The sequence below is a fragment of the Bradyrhizobium sp. SZCCHNS30572 genome, from assembly GCF_032484415.1.
GTDB lineage: Bacteria > Pseudomonadota > Alphaproteobacteria > Rhizobiales > Xanthobacteraceae > Bradyrhizobium.
Genome location: NZ_JAUESY010000016.1, coordinates 25405 through 42602, shown reverse-complemented (window position 1 = coordinate 42602; position 17198 = coordinate 25405). Strand labels below are relative to the sequence as shown.

At 68.5% G+C, this 17198-nt stretch carries 17 protein-coding genes and 1 riboswitch; of the genes, 12 read left to right on the top strand and 5 right to left on the bottom strand.

Annotated elements, in window-relative coordinates; translation table 11 throughout:
* The first annotated feature begins 29 nt into the window (after positions 1 to 29).
* On the top strand, positions 30 to 1001 hold the full coding sequence (gene cbiB / locus QX048_RS34925) for an adenosylcobinamide-phosphate synthase CbiB (RefSeq protein WP_316201053.1): 972 nt from the start codon (positions 30 to 32) through the stop codon (positions 999 to 1001).
* On the opposite strand, the gene QX048_RS34920 is transcribed toward cbiB, so the two are convergent.
* Genes QX048_RS34920 through cobU form a run of 3 tightly spaced genes read right to left on the bottom strand, consistent with a single transcriptional unit; the run spans position 988 to position 3647 of the window.
* Positions 988 to 2481, bottom strand: a complete 1494-nt coding sequence (locus QX048_RS34920) for a cobyric acid synthase (protein ID WP_316166984.1) — start codon at positions 2479 to 2481, stop codon at positions 988 to 990. The genes cbiB and QX048_RS34920 overlap by 14 nt on opposite strands.
* A 4-nt stretch (positions 2482 to 2485) precedes the next feature.
* The gene (gene cobO / locus QX048_RS34915) at positions 2486 to 3094 is read right to left on the bottom strand and encodes a cob(I)yrinic acid a,c-diamide adenosyltransferase (RefSeq protein WP_315718430.1); all 609 of its coding nucleotides are present in this window, start codon (positions 3092 to 3094) and stop codon (positions 2486 to 2488) included.
* A 16-nt stretch (positions 3095 to 3110) separates the two neighbouring features.
* Positions 3111 to 3647: a bifunctional adenosylcobinamide kinase/adenosylcobinamide-phosphate guanylyltransferase gene (gene cobU, locus QX048_RS34910; protein WP_316201054.1), complete on the bottom strand. Its 537-nt coding sequence runs from the start codon at positions 3645 to 3647 to the stop codon at positions 3111 to 3113.
* Positions 3648 to 3681: 34 nt separating this feature from the next.
* A riboswitch (cobalamin riboswitch) is annotated at positions 3682 to 3875 on the top strand.
* Positions 3876 to 3993: 118 nt separating this feature from the next.
* Between cobU and QX048_RS34905 the strand changes: the two genes are divergently transcribed.
* Genes QX048_RS34905 through cobJ form a run of 8 tightly spaced genes read left to right on the top strand, consistent with a single transcriptional unit; the run spans position 3994 to position 12927 of the window.
* A complete protein-coding gene (locus QX048_RS34905; protein WP_316201055.1) occupies positions 3994 to 4626 on the top strand; it encodes a HupE/UreJ family protein in 633 nt (210 codons plus the stop codon).
* Positions 4627 to 4629: 3 nt separating this feature from the next.
* Positions 4630 to 5025: a DUF1636 domain-containing protein gene (locus QX048_RS34900; protein WP_316171918.1), complete on the top strand. Its 396-nt coding sequence runs from the start codon at positions 4630 to 4632 to the stop codon at positions 5023 to 5025.
* A gap of 20 nt (positions 5026 to 5045) precedes the next feature.
* The gene (cobW, locus tag QX048_RS34895) at positions 5046 to 6083 is read left to right on the top strand and encodes a cobalamin biosynthesis protein CobW (protein ID WP_315718434.1); all 1038 of its coding nucleotides are present in this window, start codon (positions 5046 to 5048) and stop codon (positions 6081 to 6083) included.
* Between the two features lie 9 nt (positions 6084 to 6092).
* Positions 6093 to 9512, top strand: a complete 3420-nt coding sequence (cobN, locus tag QX048_RS34890; protein WP_316201056.1) for a cobaltochelatase subunit CobN — start codon at positions 6093 to 6095, stop codon at positions 9510 to 9512.
* Positions 9509 to 10783, top strand: coding sequence for a precorrin-3B synthase (cobG, locus tag QX048_RS34885; RefSeq protein ID WP_315828428.1), 1275 nt, complete (start codon positions 9509 to 9511; stop codon positions 10781 to 10783). The genes cobN and cobG overlap by 4 nt, the downstream gene beginning before the upstream one ends.
* A complete protein-coding gene (locus QX048_RS34880) occupies positions 10776 to 11408 on the top strand; it encodes a precorrin-8X methylmutase (protein ID WP_315718437.1) in 633 nt (210 codons plus the stop codon). The genes cobG and QX048_RS34880 overlap by 8 nt, the downstream gene beginning before the upstream one ends.
* Positions 11405 to 12163, top strand: coding sequence for a precorrin-2 C(20)-methyltransferase (locus QX048_RS34875; protein ID WP_315828427.1), 759 nt, complete (start codon positions 11405 to 11407; stop codon positions 12161 to 12163). The genes QX048_RS34880 and QX048_RS34875 overlap by 4 nt, the downstream gene beginning before the upstream one ends.
* Positions 12160 to 12927, top strand: coding sequence for a precorrin-3B C(17)-methyltransferase (cobJ, locus tag QX048_RS34870; RefSeq protein ID WP_315828426.1), 768 nt, complete (start codon positions 12160 to 12162; stop codon positions 12925 to 12927). The genes QX048_RS34875 and cobJ overlap by 4 nt, the downstream gene beginning before the upstream one ends.
* On the opposite strand, the gene QX048_RS34865 is transcribed toward cobJ, so the two are convergent.
* Positions 12891 to 13664 carry a cobalt-precorrin-6A reductase gene (locus QX048_RS34865; protein ID WP_315828425.1) on the bottom strand — a complete coding sequence of 258 codons (774 nt, stop codon included), beginning with the start codon at positions 13662 to 13664 and terminating at the stop codon, positions 12891 to 12893. The genes cobJ and QX048_RS34865 overlap by 37 nt on opposite strands.
* Positions 13665 to 13678: 14 nt before the next feature.
* On the opposite strand from QX048_RS34865, the gene cbiE reads away from it, so the two are divergent.
* From cbiE to cobM, 3 genes are read left to right on the top strand one after another with little or no spacing between them, the layout of a single operon-like run.
* The gene (gene cbiE / locus QX048_RS34860) at positions 13679 to 14914 is read left to right on the top strand and encodes a precorrin-6y C5,15-methyltransferase (decarboxylating) subunit CbiE (RefSeq protein WP_315828424.1); all 1236 of its coding nucleotides are present in this window, start codon (positions 13679 to 13681) and stop codon (positions 14912 to 14914) included.
* A complete protein-coding gene (locus tag QX048_RS34855; protein WP_315718442.1) occupies positions 14911 to 15315 on the top strand; it encodes a cobalamin biosynthesis protein in 405 nt (134 codons plus the stop codon). Before cbiE ends, QX048_RS34855 begins: the two co-directional genes overlap by 4 nt.
* Positions 15312 to 16073: a precorrin-4 C(11)-methyltransferase gene (gene cobM / locus QX048_RS34850; protein ID WP_315754514.1), complete on the top strand. Its 762-nt coding sequence runs from the start codon at positions 15312 to 15314 to the stop codon at positions 16071 to 16073. Before QX048_RS34855 ends, cobM begins: the two co-directional genes overlap by 4 nt.
* Here cobM and QX048_RS34845 read toward each other — a convergent pair.
* Positions 16043 to 17173 carry a cobalt-precorrin-5B (C(1))-methyltransferase gene (locus QX048_RS34845; protein ID WP_315828423.1) on the bottom strand — a complete coding sequence of 377 codons (1131 nt, stop codon included), beginning with the start codon at positions 17171 to 17173 and terminating at the stop codon, positions 16043 to 16045. The two genes, cobM and QX048_RS34845, sit on opposite strands and share 31 nt — an antisense overlap.
* Positions 17174 to 17198 lie beyond the last annotated feature (25 nt).

Below are 17198 nucleotides of genomic sequence, written 5' to 3'. Positions count from 1 at the left end.
TTTACATGTCTTTCCTTCAGTGGAGATCGATGTTCGTCTCTCTCGCGCTCACGGCGCTCCTCGTCGAGGCGGCGGTCGGTTATCCCCAGGTCCTGGTGCAGCGGATCGGTCATCCCGTGATGTGGGTGGGCGCGCTGATAGCATGGGGGGACCGCCGCTGGAACAGGGCAGCAGACGGCTTTGCCGCACGACGCGCGCGCGGCATGGCGCTCGTGTGCCTGCTCGTCGCGGGGATGATGGCCACCGGTCTCGCCGCAACATGGGTCATGCAGGCGCTCATCGGCGAACCGGTCGCAACCATCATCCTTGGTGTGGCGGCAAGCAGCCTGCTGGCCCAGCGCAGTCTCGACACGCATGTCGCCGCGGTTGCAGAGGGACTGGGGCAGGAGGGGCTCGAGGGCGGCCGCAGAGCCGTCTCGATGATCGTCGGCCGCGATCCCGATCGGCTGGATGAGGCCGGCGTCGCGCGGGCCGCGGTCGAGAGCCTGGCAGAAAACTTCTCCGATGGCGTCGTCGCGCCCGTGTTCTGGCTCGTCGTCGGCGGGCTGCCGGGCATCCTGATCTACAAGGCTCTCAACACCGCCGACAGCATGATCGGTCATCTCTCGGACCGGCACCGCGCGTTCGGCTGGGCGGCGGCGCGGCTCGACGATCTCGTCAACCTGCCGGCCTCGCGCCTGTCCGCGCTGTGGATCGCAGCCGCCGCGGCCTGCATCCCGAGCGCCTCGGCTTCGGCCGCGGTGCGAGCCGTCGCACGCGATGCATCGAAGCACCGTTCGCCCAACGCCGGCTGGCCCGAAGCGGCGATGGCCGGTGCGCTCGGACTGCGCTTGGCGGGGCCGCGCGTCTATCACGGTCATCTCGTCACCGATGCCTGGATGGGCGACGGGCGCGCCGATCTCGACGCGTCCGACATCCGGCAGGCCTTGCGGCTGTATCGGCTGGCCTGTCTGGTTCAAGCCCTGGTCGTCGCAGGGCTCGTCCTGGTCAGGATCCTGTAGCCGCCACGGGCGGCGCGGGCTTGCTCGCCAATGCCAGGATACGGTCAACGTCGACGTAGCGCTCGAGATGCGCCGCGAGTGCATCCAACGTCGTGTCCACATCGATCTCATAGGAGAGGCCGCTGGTCGTCGCGCCGAGGCCGCGCAGCCAATGGCTGCGCAGGCCGTCGTCGGCGAACAGGCCATGCACGTAGCAGCCGGCTACCAGGCCATCAGGCGCGATGGCGCCATCGCGCCGGCCATCGGAGAAGGTGAGGAAGGAGCGCTGTGTCGCCCGTCCCTCCGTGCGGCCGATGTGCATCTCGTAGCCGCGGAACGAGAGCTTATCGTGCGTCAGCGTGCCCTGGACCTCGCGTAACGCCTTGTCATCGGTCAGTGTCGTTTCGACGTCGAGCAGGCCAAGTCCCGCGACGGAACCAGCTGCACCCTCGTGCCCATCGGGATCGCTGATCACGCGCCCCAGCATCTGATAGCCGCCGCAGATGCCGAGCACGCGGCCGTCGCGGCGAAGATGCGCGCGGAGATCAATGTCCCAGCCGACTTCACGCAAGGCGGCGAGATCGGCGATCGTCGCCTTCGAGCCCGGCAGGATCACCATCGATGCGTCGCCGGGGATCGGCGTGCCAGGCCGCAAAAACTGCAGATCGATTCCATCTTCCAGCCGCAAGGGATCGAACTCGTCGAAATTGGAGATGCGCGGGTAGGCGAGGATGACGACCTTCGGCCGCTGTCCTCCCGATGATCCGCGTTCAGCCAGGCCAAGCGCGTCCTCCGCCGGCAGGCGGCGCGCATCCGGAAAATGTGGAATGAGCCCGAGCGACGTCCACCCCGTCCGCTGCGCGATCTCGTTCATGCCCGATGCAAACAAGGCGGGGTCGCCGCGGAACTTGTTGACGAGGAAACCCGCCACGCGTGCGGCATCGTCGGGCGCGATCACCGTCTTGGTGCCGACCACGCTCGCAATCACGCCGCCTCGATCGATGTCGCCGATCAGCACCACCGGAATCTGCGTCGCCTGCGCGAAACCCATGTTGGCGATGTCGCCGCCGCGCAGGTTGATCTCGGAGGCGGAGCCTGCGCCTTCGACCAGCACGATGTCGGCATCCGCCGCGAGTTGATGGAAGCTGTCGAGCACGGCCGCCATCAGTTGCGGCTTCATCGCCTGATAGGCGGACGCCTTGGCGGTGCCGATGACGCGGCCCTGCACCACGACCTGCGACCCGATCTCGCTTTGTGGCTTCAGCAGCACCGGGTTCATGTGCACCGTCATCGGCCGCCGCGCCGCGCGCGCCTGCAGCGCCTGGGCACGGCCGATCTCGCCGCCATCAGCGGTGACGGCGGCGTTGTTCGACATGTTCTGCGGCTTGAACGGCGCCACCTTGAGGCCGCGCAATGTCAGCGCGCGCGCGAGCCCTGCGACGATCAGCGATTTGCCGACGTCGGAGCCGGTGCCCTGGAACATGATGGCCCGCGCGCTCATGAACTCAGTACTCGATGCCTTCCTGCGCCCTCACGCCGGCCGCGAAATGATGCTTCACGAGGTTCATCTCGGTGACGAGATCGGCGGCCTCGATCAGCTCCGGCTTGGCGTTGCGGCCGGTGACGACGACGTGCAGATCGGGACGGCGCCCTGCGAGCGTGGCGACGACGTCTGCGATATCAAGGTGATCGTAGCGCAGCGCGATGTTGAGCTCATCGAGGACGAGCAGCCGGATCGACGGATCCGCCATCAGCTCCTTTGCCTTCGCCCAGGCGCGCTCGGCCGCGGCGACGTCGCGCGCACGATCCTGCGTCTCCCACGTAAAGCCTTCTCCGAGCGTGTGCCACGACACCTGATCGCCGAACTTCTCGATCGCCTTGCGCTCGCCGGTTTCCCACGCGCCTTTGCCGAACTGCACGACGCCGATGCGAAAGCCGCGGCCGAGTGCGCGCAGCATCAGGCCCCACGCCGCCGTCGATTTGCCCTTGCCCTTGCCGGTGTGAACGATCAGCAGGCCCTTCTCCACGGTCTTGGAGGCGACCTCGGCATCCTGCACCGCCTTGCGGTTCTCCATCTTCGCCTTGTGGCGTGAATCGTCGGCGCTTCCGGTCATCGGCATTGTCTCCTCGTCACTTCAACGTCAGCGGCAGTCCCGCCGCCATCAGGATCACGCGATCCGCTAAGGCCGCGATGTCCTGGTTCAGTCGCCCCTGGGCATCGCGAAAGGCGCGCGCGAGCGCGTTGTCCGGCACGATGCCCAGTCCGACCTCATTGGACACGGCCACGATCGGGCCATGCGCGTTCCTGAGCGCGTCGATCAACTCGGCTGATCTTGCCGGCACGTCCATGTCGGCGAGCATCACGTTGCTGAGCCAGAGCGTCAGGCAATCGATCAGCATCGGTACGCCCGATTCTCCGCTTGCCCGGACGAGACCCGCGAGATCATGCGCCGTCTCCAGCGTCTGCCATCCCTCGGCGCGGCGCGCCTTGTGCTGGGCGATCCGGTCGGTCATTTCGGCGTCGAACGCCTGCGCGGTCGCAACATAGGTCCAAGGCGCGGGAAGGGCGGTGACGAGGGCCTCGGCATGGCGGCTCTTGCCCGAGCGCGCACCGCCGAGCACCAACGTCAGGCGCGGCAGGGCGGGATGCGGCGGGGCGGGGACCATGGGGACGATTCCGATTGACGGGCTTTGGTGCGACCCGTATCTAACAGATGACGGTTCTCCGAAAGGAGAGATTTAGGGAACACGGTGCGGGTTCTTGACCCAAGGCCGTGGCTGCCCCCGCAACTGTAATCGGCGAGTGTGAGGCCAAGACACCACTGGGAAACCGGGAAGGTGGCTTCATGCGGTGACCCGAGAGCCAGGAGACCTGCCGTCGACATTGCTGTTGGCCGACCCGTCGCGCGGGGAGTCGCGATGCTGGTTCTGATCCCGCCGGGATGGGCGGGGTGCCGTCGGATGCAGCGCATCGTCCGGTCCTCTGGGGAGCCGGCAAGCGACGGAGATGGCCATGAAGTTGACCCGTACCACGACCTTTGCAGCCGCGAGCCTGGTGCTGCTCGCCACCGATCCCGCCTTCGCGCATCACATGATGGGGGGCAAGCTGCCGCAGACGTTTGCACAGGGGATGCTGTCCGGCCTCGGCCATCCTGTCATCGGAATCGACCATCTGGCGGCGATCGTGGGCGCGGGCATCGTTGCAGCGCTTCTGGGCCGCGGCTTCGCGCCGGTGCTCGCCTTCGCCACCGCGATGATCGCGGGCGTCGGCCTTCATGTGGCCAAGGCCAACATCCCGGCTGCCGAGCTGCTGGTCGGCCTGACCACCGTCGTGGTTGGGCTGGTGGTGGTGATGCGTGGCCGTTTCGGTGTGCTGCCCGTCGCCGGCCTGTTCGCCGTGACCGGCCTCGTCCATGGATATGCGCTGGGTGAATCGATCGTCGGGGCCGAGAACACCCCGCTCGGGGCCTATCTCGTCGGTCTGCTCGTGATCCAGACCATCATCGCCGCCGGCGCGTTCCTCGGCACCAGGCTGCTGTCGGCGAAGGCCAAGACGGCTGCGCCGCTGGCGCTGCGGCTCGCGGGCGCTGCCATCGTGCTGGTGGGTGGGGTCGCCGCGGCGACGGCGGCCGGCGTGATCGGCTGATTGATGACCGCATCAGAGACTGATGAGACGACGCTGTTCGTCTGCGTCACTTGCCGTTCGCAGGCGACGGAACCTACGCCGCCTGATCAGCCGCGGGCCGGAGCCCGTTTGCTCGCCGCGATCGAGACGTTGCCGACCGCGCAGCGCGCCGGTGTCACCGTTGTCGGTGTCGAGTGTCTGTCGAACTGCAATCGTGCGTGCACGGTTGCGGTGACGGCGCCGGGCAAATGGACCTATGTGCTCGGCGCCCTCGATCCGGATCTGCATGCGCGGGATGTGCTGACATTTGCGCAACTGCATCAGCGCCATGACGCCGGCCTGCCGGCCTGGCGCGAGCGTCCCGAATACATTCGCAAGAACACCGTCGCGCGCGTGCCTGCGCTGTCAGCGCCACGCTGAAAACGAGAGATCGTATCGCCATGACGAAGTCGTTCGCCAAGACGCCTTGCACCATCGTCACCGGTTTCCTCGGCGCCGGCAAGACCACGCTGGTGCGCAACCTGATCGAGACCGCGAACGGTCGCCGGCTCGCCATCATCGTCAACGAGTTCGGCGATGTCGGCATCGACGGCGACATCCTGAAGGGTTGCGGCGTGCCGGATTGTCCGGAGGATCGCATCGTCGAGCTGTCGAACGGCTGCCTGTGCTGCACCGTTGCCGATGATTTCGTCCCCGCGCTCAGGAGCCTGCTGGATCAGAAGGAGCCGCCTGAGCATATCGTGATCGAGACCTCGGGACTGGCGCTGCCGAAGCCGCTGGTGCAGGCCTTCAACTGGCCCGAGATCGCGACGCGCGTCACCGTCGACGGCGTCGTTGCGGTCGTCGATGGTCCGGCGGTGGTCGCGGGACGCTTCGCCGACGATCCCGAAGCGCTCGCCGCGCAGCGCGCCACCGATGCGTCGCTCGATCACGACAATCCGCTGGAGGAGGTCTACGAGGACCAGCTGCTGTGCGCCGATCTCGTCGTGATGAACAAGAGCGACCTGATGAGCGAGGAGCAGCGCAAGGACGTCGCCGCCGAGATCGCGGCGAAGGTGCAGCGTGCCGTCAAGGTGATCGCGACGGAGCACGGCAGGCTGTCGGCTTCGGTGCTGCTCGGGCTCGGTGCCGCCGCGGAGGACGATCTCGCGGCCCGGCCGTCGCATCACGACAACGAGGCCGAGCACGATCACGACGATTTCGAGAGTTTCGTGCTTGACGTTCCGGCGCAGGCTTCGCCCGATGCGCTCGTCGACCGCATCGCGGCCGCCGTCGACGCACATGATGTGTTGCGGGTGAAAGGGTTCGTGGAAGTCGCCGGCAAGCCGCTGCGCCTCCTGGTGCAGGCCGTGGGTAGCCGCATCCAGCATCAGTTCGAGCGCCCGTGGCGCTCGGGCGAATCGCGGCAGGGGCGGCTGGTGATCATCGGCGAGCGCGGCCTCGATGCCGCTGCCATCCAGAGCCTGATCACAGGATAGGCGTCACCGATGCACCTGCTGGCGACGACGGGCGCGGATCTCGACGACCTCGAACAGGCCGTGGATCTTGCACAGTCGCCGGCCGAGATCGTCGTGCTGTCGTTCTCGGACACCGACCTGTCGGCGCTGGCCGAAGCCTGGACCGCGTCGTCAGATGAGCTGCCGAGCCTGCGCCTCGCCAGCTTGAAACGGCTGAAGCATCCGATGTCGGTCGATCTCTATGTCGACCGCGTCGTGCTGGGCGCGCGCGCTGTCGTCGTGCGCTGTCTCGGCGGGCTCGACTATTGGCGGTACGGGCTGGAGCGCATCGCATCGGTCTGCCGCAGCCGCCACATCCTGTTCGCGGCACTGCCGGGTGACGATCGCGCCGACGACAGGCTTGCTGAGCTCTCGACCTTGCCGCAGGACGCGACCTCGCGTCTCTACGGTTATCTGCACGAGGGCGGTGTCGGCAATGCGCGCGAGGCCCTGCGCTATCTCGCGACGCTGCTCGGGCGCGACGCGCAGTTTGCCGAACCGATCGCGATCGGTTCGATCGTCGGCTTCATGCCCGATCGCGGAGCCGTCGGCATCGATGATCTCTGCAGCCATGATGATGCGCGGCCGAGCGCGCTGATCGTGTTCTACCGTGCGAGCCTGCTCGCTGCCGATACGGCCGGGATGGCTGAGCTGATGCGGGCGATCGAAGCCAAAGGGCTGGCGGCAGTCGCGGTCGCGGTGACCAGCCTGAAGGATCCCAATATCGGGGATGCACTGGCGCGACTCGTCCAGCGCCGGCGTCCTGCGATCATTTTGAACGCCACCGCGTTCTCGGCGCTGCGCGACGACGGCACTACGGTGCTCGACGTGGCCGATGCACCAGTTCTGCAAATCATCCAGGCGCAGAGCACGGAAGAGGCCTGGGCCTCGTCGGCGCGTGGACTGTCGCCGACGGACCTCGCGATGAATGTCGTGCTGCCGGAGCTCGACGGCCGGCTGTTGGCGCGCCCGATTGCGTTCAAGGGCGAGGCGCCGGCGGATGAGCGTCTGCAATTCAGCGCGATGCGCTATGTGCCTCAACAGGACCGCATCGCTTACGTCGCGCAGCTGGCGGCGCGATGGGCGCAATTGCGGGGGCTGCCGGCCAGCGAGCGGCGCGTGGCGCTGGTGCTCTCCGATTATCCGTCGCGCGGCGGCCGCCGTGGCTACGCCGTCGGTCTCGACACCAGCGCAAGCGCAGCCGCCATTGCGCGGCTGTTGGCGGAGGCGGGGTACGATATCGGCCGTGTAGCGCCGACCGCGGACGATATCGAAACGCTGCTGCGGGACGAGGCAGATGAGCTCGTGGTGCCGCTCGCGGCCTATCGGTGTGCTCTGGCGCCGTTGCCGGACGACCTGCAGCGTCCGCTACATGACATCTGGGGAGAGGCGGAAGCGGACCCGGCGTTCCGGGATGGCGCCTTCCATTTTCCGGTGCTGCGTGCGGGAAAATTCCTGATCTTGTTGCAACCGGATCGTGGCAGTCGCGCCGATCGCAAGTCCGGCTACCACGACACCAGCGTGCCGCCGCGGCACGCCTATGTCGCGCTCTATGCATATCTGCGAGAGGCCGAGCGGATCGATGCGCTGATCCATCTCGGTGCGCATGGCACGCTGGAATGGCTGCCGGGCAAGGCGCTGGCGCTGTCAAATGCCTGCTGGCCGGAGGCCGTGCTGGGCCCGCTGCCGGTGATCTACCCCTTCATCGTCAACAATCCCGGCGAAGCGATGCAGGCCAAGCGGCGGTTGTCGGCACTGACGCTCGGGCATCTGACGCCGCCGCTGTCGCAGGCCGGTCTGCACGGATCCCTGCTGGAGCTGGAGGGGCTGGTCGAGGAATATGCCGAGGCGGATGGCCTCGACAAACGCCGCCTGAAACTGCTCGAGGAGGAGATCGTCGCGCGGGCCTGGCAGGGCGGCCTGGCCGCCGATTGCGGGCTCGACCGTGCCATGACCGGACGCGAGGCGATCGCGCAGCTCGATGCGCAGCTCTGCGACATCAAGGAGCTCGCGGTGCGCGACCGCCTGCATGTGTTTGGGGAGGCGCCCGACACGGCGGCGACCGCCCTGCTGGCCGATGCGATCACGGCGGCGATGGGGCAGGCGGTGACGGTCGATCGCGCCGACATCGCCGCACGGATCGCCGCGAGCGCTGCGGCCGAGCGAAGCGCGTTGCTCGCGGCACTCGACGGTCGCCGCGTCGCTGCCGGTCCCGCCGGCGCGCCGAGCCGCGGCCGTCTCGACGTGCTGCCCACGGGCCGCAATCTGACCGCGATCGATCCGCGCGCGATCCCGACCCGGACCGCGGCCCTGGTCGGCGTACGCGCGGCTGATGAGGTGATCCGGCGCTATTTGCAGGATCATGGCGACTACCCGCGCGCGCTCATGCTCGATCTCTGGGCGTCCGCATCGCTGCGCACGGGCGGCGACGATCTGGCCCAGGCCTTGGCTTATCTCGGCGCGCGGCCGCGCTGGGACCTCAACTCCAATCGGGTCACCGGCGTCGACGTGCTGCCGTTGGCGATGCTCGACCGCCCGCGCATCGATGCGACGCTGCGGATCTCGGGGCTGTTCCGCGACCTGTTCGAAGCGCAGATCGCGCTGTTTGATCTCGCCGTGCAGAAGGTGGCGTCGCTCGACGAGGACGATGCCGACAATCCGCTGGCCGCGGCACGGCGGCGCGGCGAGAGCCTGGCGCGCGTGTTCGGCGGCGCGCCCGGCAGCTACGGGGCCGTTGCCGCCGACCTCGCGCTCGGGATGGACTGGACGAGCCGGTCGCAGCTCGGCGAAGCGTATCTTGAGAGCACCGCTTACAGTTTCGGCGGAGCGCATGACGGCGTGTCGGCCTCCGACACGTTCCGCGCCCGCGTCCGCAGCGCCGATGCCCTCGTGCATCCGCAGGACGATCGTGAGCGCGACCTCCTCGATGGCGAGGAGGTGGCCGATTTCGCCGGAGGCTTCGCCGCCGCTGCAGCGTCGCTCGGCGCGTCGCCCGTACTGCTGCATCTCGACACCAGCCGTCCGGAGGCGCCCGCGGCGCGGAGCTTCAGCGAGGAGATTGCCCGCGTGGTGCGCGGCCGTCTCACCAATCCGCGCTGGATCTCGGGAATGCTCGCGCATGGCTATCGCGGCGTCGCCGAGATCGCGCAGGGCGTCGACGCGCTCTACGCCTTTGCGGCTACCTCCGACACCGTTGCCGAGCACCTGTTCGATCTGGCGCATGGCGCGCTGCTACGTGACGAGGCCGTGCTGGACGGCATGACCGCACGCAATCCCGCGGCCGTCGCCGCGATCGTGGCGCGATTCGAAGACGCGCTGCGTCGGCAGCTGTGGGTGCCACGCCGGAATGCCGTCGCCGATGAGCTTGCGCATGCCCGCGCGCGCCTGACGCAAGCGGAGAGCGCGTCATGACCGCCTCGGTCGAGATCAAGGGCTGGTGCCCTGGCGCGCGGCGGCCGATGCCGAGCGGCGACGGCCTCATCGTTCGTGTCCGGCCGCATGGTGGCGCGTTGCCGGTGTCGGCGCTGCGCGAGCTTGCCGAGGCCGCTCGGCGCTACGGCAACGGCCAGATCGACCTCACGCGCCGCGCAAATCTGCAAATTCGTGGCGTATCGTCCGAGACGCTCGCGCCGCTGTGGGAGCTGATGGCATCGCTCGGCCTGCTCGATGACAGCGCCGAGCTCGAGGCCATCCGCAACATCGTCGTCAACCCGCTGGCGGGACTCGACCCGGCCGAATGGGTCGACATGCGCCCCGTCGCCGCCGAGCTGGAGACGCTGCTGGCCTCGGATCAGGCGCTCCATGCGCTGCCGCCCAAGTTCGGCTTTGCGCTGGACGGCGGCGGCAGGCTGCCGCTGACCGGGCTCGCCGCGGACGTTCGTCTCGTCGCCTGTGGTGGTACTGAGGCGAGGCGGATCGCCGTCGGCATTGCCGGTTCGAACGACGATGTGTGGCTGGGAACGGCAGCCGTGACCGACGCGGCGTCGACGGCCGTTCACCTCGCGCGGCTGGTGCTGCAACACAGCCCGACGCGACGTTCCGCGACGTTGCAGCCGCAAGCGAGCGCTGCCATCCGCGCCGAACTGGGCCTCGATGTTTCAAACGCCGTCGCGACGGCGTCGGCAACCATTTCGCAGCGACGTTGCGGCGTCATCGCTCTGACGGATCAAACCTGCGCCGTCGGTCTCGGCGTGCCGTTCGGCCGCATTGATAGCGGCACGCTGGCGCGGCTCGCGGCCATGCTTGCAGCACACGATGTCGCCGAGGTCCGCTTGTCACCATGGCGCGCGCTGTATGTCGCCGCGGGTGCCGTGATCGCGGAGCAACTGGCGGCGGATGCCGCCCGGCTCGGCCTGGTCGTCGACGATGCCGATCCACTGATGCGCATCGACGCCTGCTCGGGCGTCGGCTGCTGTCCATCGACCGGACTGGCGACGCGACAGCATGCCGGCCTGCTCGCGGATGCGATGGCTCGGACCGGATTCAACGGCACGCTGCACGTCTCCGGCTGCGCCAAGGGCTGCGCACGCTCGGCAGCCGCGGACGTCGTGCTGGTCGGCGAGGGCGAAGGTTATCACGTCGTCCGCAACGGCACGGTGAAGAGCGAGCCCTGCGGCGTGCTCGATCCCACCGAGATCGACGTCGACGGGCTGTTCGAAACGAAAGAAAAGGCCGATGTCTGAGCTGCGCGACTACATCAAGGACGGCGCGGAGATCTATCGCCGCTCGTTCGCGACCATCCGCGCCGAGGCCGATCTGTCGCGCTTCCGCGGACTGGAAGAGAAGATCGCCGTGCGCATCATCCATGCCTGCGGCATGGTCGAGATCACCTCCGACATCGCGATGTCCGAACACTTCGCCGCCGCGGCGCGGGAGGCGCTCGATCGTGGCGCGCCGATCCTGTGCGATGCCAAGATGGTGGCGCAGGGGATCACGCGGGCGCGGTTGCCGGCGAGGAACGAGATCATCTGCACGCTCGATGCGCACGAGGTGCCGGCGCTCGCCGCGCAGCTCGGCACGACCCGATCCGCAGCAGCGCTGGAGCTGTGGCGGCCGCACCTCGGCGGCGCCCTGGTGGCGATCGGCAATGCGCCGACGTCATTGTTTCATCTGCTCGACATGCTCGATCAGGGCGCGCCGCGACCGGCGGCGGTGATCGGAACGGCTGTGGGGTTCGTGGGAGCCCGCGAGTCCAAGGAGGCGCTCGCGGCCGATGGTCGGGTACCGTATCTGATCGTCAAGGGCCGCAAGGGCGGCAGCGCCATGGCGGTTGCGGCGGTGAATGCGATCGCGAGCGACGTCGAATGAGCCTGCTCGACACCATCGCGGGCTCGGCCGATCCGGGTACGCTGTACGGCATCGGCGTCGGTCCGGGCGACGTTCGCTATCTGACCTTGCGCGCCGCTGGTCTGGTTCGGTCCGTCGATGTGGTGGCGTTCTTTGCCAAGCGCGGCATGGAAGGCAACGCGCGACGGATCGTGGCGCCGTTGATGGAATCCGGCCGCCACGAGCTGCGGCTCGAATATCCGGTCACGGAGGAATTGCCCGTCGCCGACTTGTCCTATCAGTCCCAGATCGCCGATTTCTACCGGCGCGCGTCGGAGAGCATCACCGCGCATCTTGGGGCGGGGCGATCGGTCGGTCTGCTGTCCGAAGGCGACCCGTTCTTCTACGGCTCGTTCATGCATATGTGGCGGCGGCTCGAGCGCGATCATCCGGTCGAGGTCGTCCCGGGCGTCACCGGCATGTCCGGCTGCTGGACCAAGGCCAATGTTCCCATCACCTGGGGCGACGATGTCCTGTCCGTGCTGCCGGGCACGCTGGGCGAGGACGTCCTGCATGACCGGCTGACGCGTTGCGAGGCCGCCGTCATCATGAAGGTCGGGCGCAACCTTGCCAAAGTGAAGCGCGCGATCATCAGCGCCGGATTGCTCGATCGCGCGCTCTATGTCGAGCGCGGCACGATGGAGGCGCAACGTGTCGCGCCGCTGGCCGAGGTGGAACTGGACCGCGGCCCCTATTTCTCGATGATCCTGATCCCCGGACAAGGGCGTCGGCTATGACGGGCACGCTGACGATCGTGGGCGTCGGCCCGGGGCGGGCCGAACTGATCACGCCGGCCGCCGCGGCCGCCATCGCAGGCGCGACCGATCTGATCGGCTATGGACCGTATCTCGACAGGGTGACCACGACGAGTCCGGGTCAAATCCGGCACGCCAGCGACAATCGCGTCGAGCTCGACCGCGCCCGCCACGCACTCGCGCTCGCAAGCGACGGCAAGCAGGTCGCGGTGGTGTCGGGCGGTGATCCCGGCGTGTTCGCGATGGCCGCAGCGGTGTTCGAAGCGGTCGAGGCGGGACCGGCGGCGTGGCGTGACCTCGACATCCGCGTCGAGCCTGGTGTCACCGCGATGCTGGCGGCGGCGGCCGAGGTCGGGGCGCCGCTCGGTGGCGACTTCTGCGCGATCTCGCTGTCCGACAATCTCAAGAGCTGGACGACCATCCGCCGCCGCCTCGAGGCGGCTGCCGCCGCCGACTTCGTCATCGCGCTGTATAATCCGCTGTCCAAGGCGCGACCTCATCAGCTGGGCGAGGCGTTCGCGCTGTTACGGCGGATCAAGCCGGAGTCGACTGTCGTTGTCATGGTGCGGGCCGCCGGCAGTGGTGATGTCCGACGGATCATCACCACCTTGGGCGAGGTCGATCCCGGCAAGGCGGACATGCGAACGCTCGTGCTGATCGGATCGACCGCCACGCGCCTGATCGCGCGCGAGGGAAAGGCGCCGTTTGTCTATACGCTGCGCCGCGAGGTCGAGGGCGGCGCATGAGCCAGTCGTGCCTCCAGCCATTGCAACGCGGCTCGCGCGCCGTCCAGCGCGACGCCCTGCGGCTTGTCGGGTCGGGCGATCATCACCACGGGAATCGCGAGCCGCCGCGCGGCTGCGATTTTCGGATAGGTCGCGGCGCCTCCGGAGTTCTTCGACACCACGAAGGCGATGCGCTCCTGGATCAGAAAGGCTTCCTCTGTCGCCTCGTCGAACGGCCCGCGATCGTGGACGAAGCGGATGTCGGGCGGCAACGCGACGTCGCCAGGCGGATCGATGGTTCGCGCGACGTAGTGATGCTGCGGGGCTGCTGCGAAGGCTGCGAGCTCCAGGCGACCAAGGCTGAGGAACACACGCGCCGTATCTGCTCCGAGCGCGGAAGCCGCGTCGTCGGCACTGCTGACCTCGATCCAGCGGTCGCCGTCCTGACGTTGCCATGCCGCGCGCCGGATCGACGCCAGCGGCACCGACAGCGCATGGCAGGCTGCAACCGCATGTCGCGAGATCTGGTCGGCGTAGGGATGCGTGGCATCGACGACGGCGTCAATTGCATGATCGCGCAGCCAGGCTTCCAGTCCGGCGATGCCGCCGAAGCCGCCGATGCGCGTCGGCAGCGGCTGCGGTTTGGGCGAAGCGGTGCGGCCGGCGAGCGAAAGCGTCGCTGCGAACCGGTCGTCGCCGGCGAGCAGCTTCGCCAGCTCCGAAGCCTCGGTCGTCCCGCCGAGAATGAGGATGCGCATGCGGGGCAGGATCCATGGTGAACTCGGCCGCAACTTGCAACGCGCAGCGCTGGCTGTCCATCGTCGGGATTGGCGAGGATGGTGTTGACGGTCTCTCGACGTCTGCACGACGTCTCATCGCGCAGGCGGCGCTCGTGGTCGGCGGCGCGCGCCATCTCGAGCTTGCGGCGCCGTTGATTGCGGGGGAACGGCTGGCGTGGCCCAGCCCGCTGAAGCTCGCGTTCGACCAGATCGCGGCGCGACGGGGAGAGCCCGTCGTCGTTCTCGCAAGCGGCGATCCTTTCAACTACGGCGTCGGCAAGCAGCTGATGCAGCGTTTCGCGTCCGCCGAGATGCTTTGCGTCCCGCAGCCCTCGGCCTTCAGCCTCGCGGCGGCACGGCTCGGCTGGCCGCTGCAGGATGTGGCGCAGGTGACGCTGCACGGCCGCCCGCTCGAAGGGATCATCCGCCATCTCGCGCCGGCGGCGCGCATTCTGGCCCTGGCCTGGGACGGTTCCACTGCCGCACGGCTCGCCGCGCTGCTGACCTCACGCCGCATGGGACGCTCGCGCCTGACGGTGCTGGAAGCGATCGGCGGCGCGCACGAACGGGTGCGCAGCGCGTCGGCCGACGCGTTCGATCTCTCTGATATTCATCCGCTGACGACGATCGCGATCGATGTCGACGCGGAGGTTGATGCGCCCGTGATCCCGCTGACCGCCGGTCTTGCCGATGACCTGTTCGAGCATGACGGCCAGTTGACCAAGCGCGAGGTCCGCGCCGTGACGTTGTCGGCCCTGGCGCCGCGTCCGGGCGAGCTGTTGTGGGACGTCGGGCTGGGCTCGGGTTCGGTGGCAATCGAGTGGCTGCTGCGTCATGGCTCGTTGCGCGCAATCGGCATCGAGGCGCGCCAGGACCGGGCCGACCGGGCGATGCGCAACGCGCTGGCGCTCGGCACTCCCGAGCTGACACTGGTGACGGGGCGCGCGCCAGCGGTGCTGGCGGATCTCGAAACGCCGGATGCGGTCTTCATCGGCGGCGGCATTTCGGAAGCGGGGGTGTTCGAAGCCGTCTGGTCGCGGTTGAAACCCGGCGGCCGCCTCGTCGCCAACGTGGTGTCGCTCGAAGGCGAGACGCGGCTGAGCGCGTTGTTCGGCCAGCATGGCGGTGAACTGATCCGCATCGCCGTTTCGCGCATCGAGCCGGTTGGCAGCATGCATGGCTGGCGGCAGGCCATGCCGATCACGCAGTGGCGGGTGACGAAGCCATGATCGCGCTCGGGATTGGTTGCCGGCGTGCCGCCGACGTCGCAGATATCGAGGCGGTCATCGCGCATGCGCTCTCGCTTGTGCGCCTCGCGCCCGCAGACGTGGCGGTGCTCGCCACTGCGGCTGACAAGGCCAGTGAGCCTGGCGTGATCTGCGCCGCGCAACGGCTTGGCCGTCCGCTCGTCGCCATCGCCTCTGCTGACATGGCGGCTGTTGCCGATCGCGCGATCACGCGGAGCGATCGCGTCAGGTGCTTGAAGGGTGTACCTTCGGTTGCCGAGACGGCGGCGCTCGCTGCCGCCGGCGTGAATGCCCGGCTGATCCTCGTGCGCGTCGCAAACGCCGTAGCGACCTGCGCGGTGGCGGAGGGCGACGGCGCCATTGTTGCGGAGCCTGCCTCATGACGGTGCATTTCGTTGGCGCGGGTCCAGGCGCGCCGGACCTGATCACCTTGCGCGGCCGCGACCTGATCGCGCGCTGCCCGGTGTGTCTCTATGCGGGCTCGCTGGTCCCTCGGGCGCTGCTCGATCATTGTCCACCCGGCGCGCGTATCGTCGACACGGCACCGATGTCGCTCGACGAGATCGTCGCCGAAATCGAGCGCGCCACGCTCGCGGGCGAAGATGTGGCGCGACTGCATTCCGGCGATCTCTCGATCTGGAGCGCGCTCGGCGAGCAATTGCGGCGCCTCGATGCGTTGCGGATCCCGTACACGATCACACCGGGCGTGCCGTCGTTCGCGGCGGCTGCCGCCGCGCTTGGCCGCGAACTGACCTTGCCGGGCCTCGCCCAATCGGTGGTGCTCACGCGGACGTCCGGCCGCGCGTCGGCCATGCCGGAGACGGAGCAGCTCTCGCTGTTCGCGCAGTCGCGCGCCACGCTCGCCATCCATCTCTCGATCCACGTTCTCGATAAAGTCGTTGACGAGCTGCGGCCGCATTACGGCGACGACTGTCCGGTGGCGATCGTCTATCGCGCGAGCTGGCCGGATCAGTTGGTCCTGACCGGCACGCTGGCGACGATCGTCGGACAAGCCGCGGCTTCCGCCGTGGAGCGGACCGCGCTGATCCTCGTGGGCCGCGCGCTCGCAGCCGAGGATTTTCGCGACAGCGCGCTGTACGATACCGGCTATCAGCGGCGCTTCCGGGGGAGGGGCGAATGAGCCGGTCCCTGACTTTGTCCCACCAGCCGGCCGTCACGGTCGAACACGGCGACGTCGAGGACCATGTCGTTGTCGTCCAGCGCACGCCGCGCCGTCTTCCAGGCGGCGAGCGCGACGGCCTCGCCGGCGGGAAATCCGACCCGCTCGGCCTCCTGCAGCACCTGCAGCGCGGTGTTGGCCGTGCGCGCGCTCGTGACCAGCGTGGCCGGCGCCCCCGCGTCACGCAGCGTGTTCGCGAGCCAGCCGAGATCGACCTCGCCGGCGCGCGAATGCAGGTCGAGCAGGCCCTGGCCGAGCTTGGTCATCTTGGCGAAGCCGCCGGCCACGGTGACGCGGGCGACCGGATGCCGGCGCAGATATTTCAACATGCCGCCGGCGAAATCGCCCATGTCGATCAGCGCCGTCTCCGGCAGGCCATGGAGCTGCTGCACGGCCTTCTCGGACGTGCTTCCCGTCGCGCCGGCGATGTGCGGCAGGCCAGCCGCGCGCGCGACGTCGATACCGCGATAGATGGAGTGGATCCAGGCAGCACAACTGAACGGCACCACGATTCCCGTGGTTCCGAGGATCGACAGGCCGCCGACAATGCCGAGCCGCGGGTTCAGCGTCTTCCTGGCGAGCTCCTCGCCGCCGGGAATGGAGATCTCGACGGCCACATCGCGCGCCGCGCCGAGCGCTGCAGCGGCCTCATTGATCGCCGCCGCGATCATCTCGCGCGGCACCGGATTGATCGCAGGTTCTCCCGGCGGCAGCGGCAATCCCGGTCGCGTCACTGTGCCGACGCCGGGGCCGGCGCGGAACGTCACGCCGGAATTGTCTGCACCGCGCCGCAAAGTCGCTTTGACCAGCGCACCGTGCGTGACATCGGGATCGTCGCCGGCGTCCTTCACCACGCCCGCGGTTGCCTTGGTGCCGTCGGCCTCATGCATCGCGATCGCAAAGCCGACGCGACGTCCGCCGGGCAAGGCGATCTCGACCATGGCAGGACAGTTGCCCGTGATCAGCAGCTCGTAGGCGGCGCGCGCCGCAGCCGTGGCGCAGCTGCCGGTCGTCCAGCCACGCTTCAGCGGTCGGTTCGGCGGATCCGCAGTTTCCTTCATGTCCGTTCGCATAGCACATTTTGCC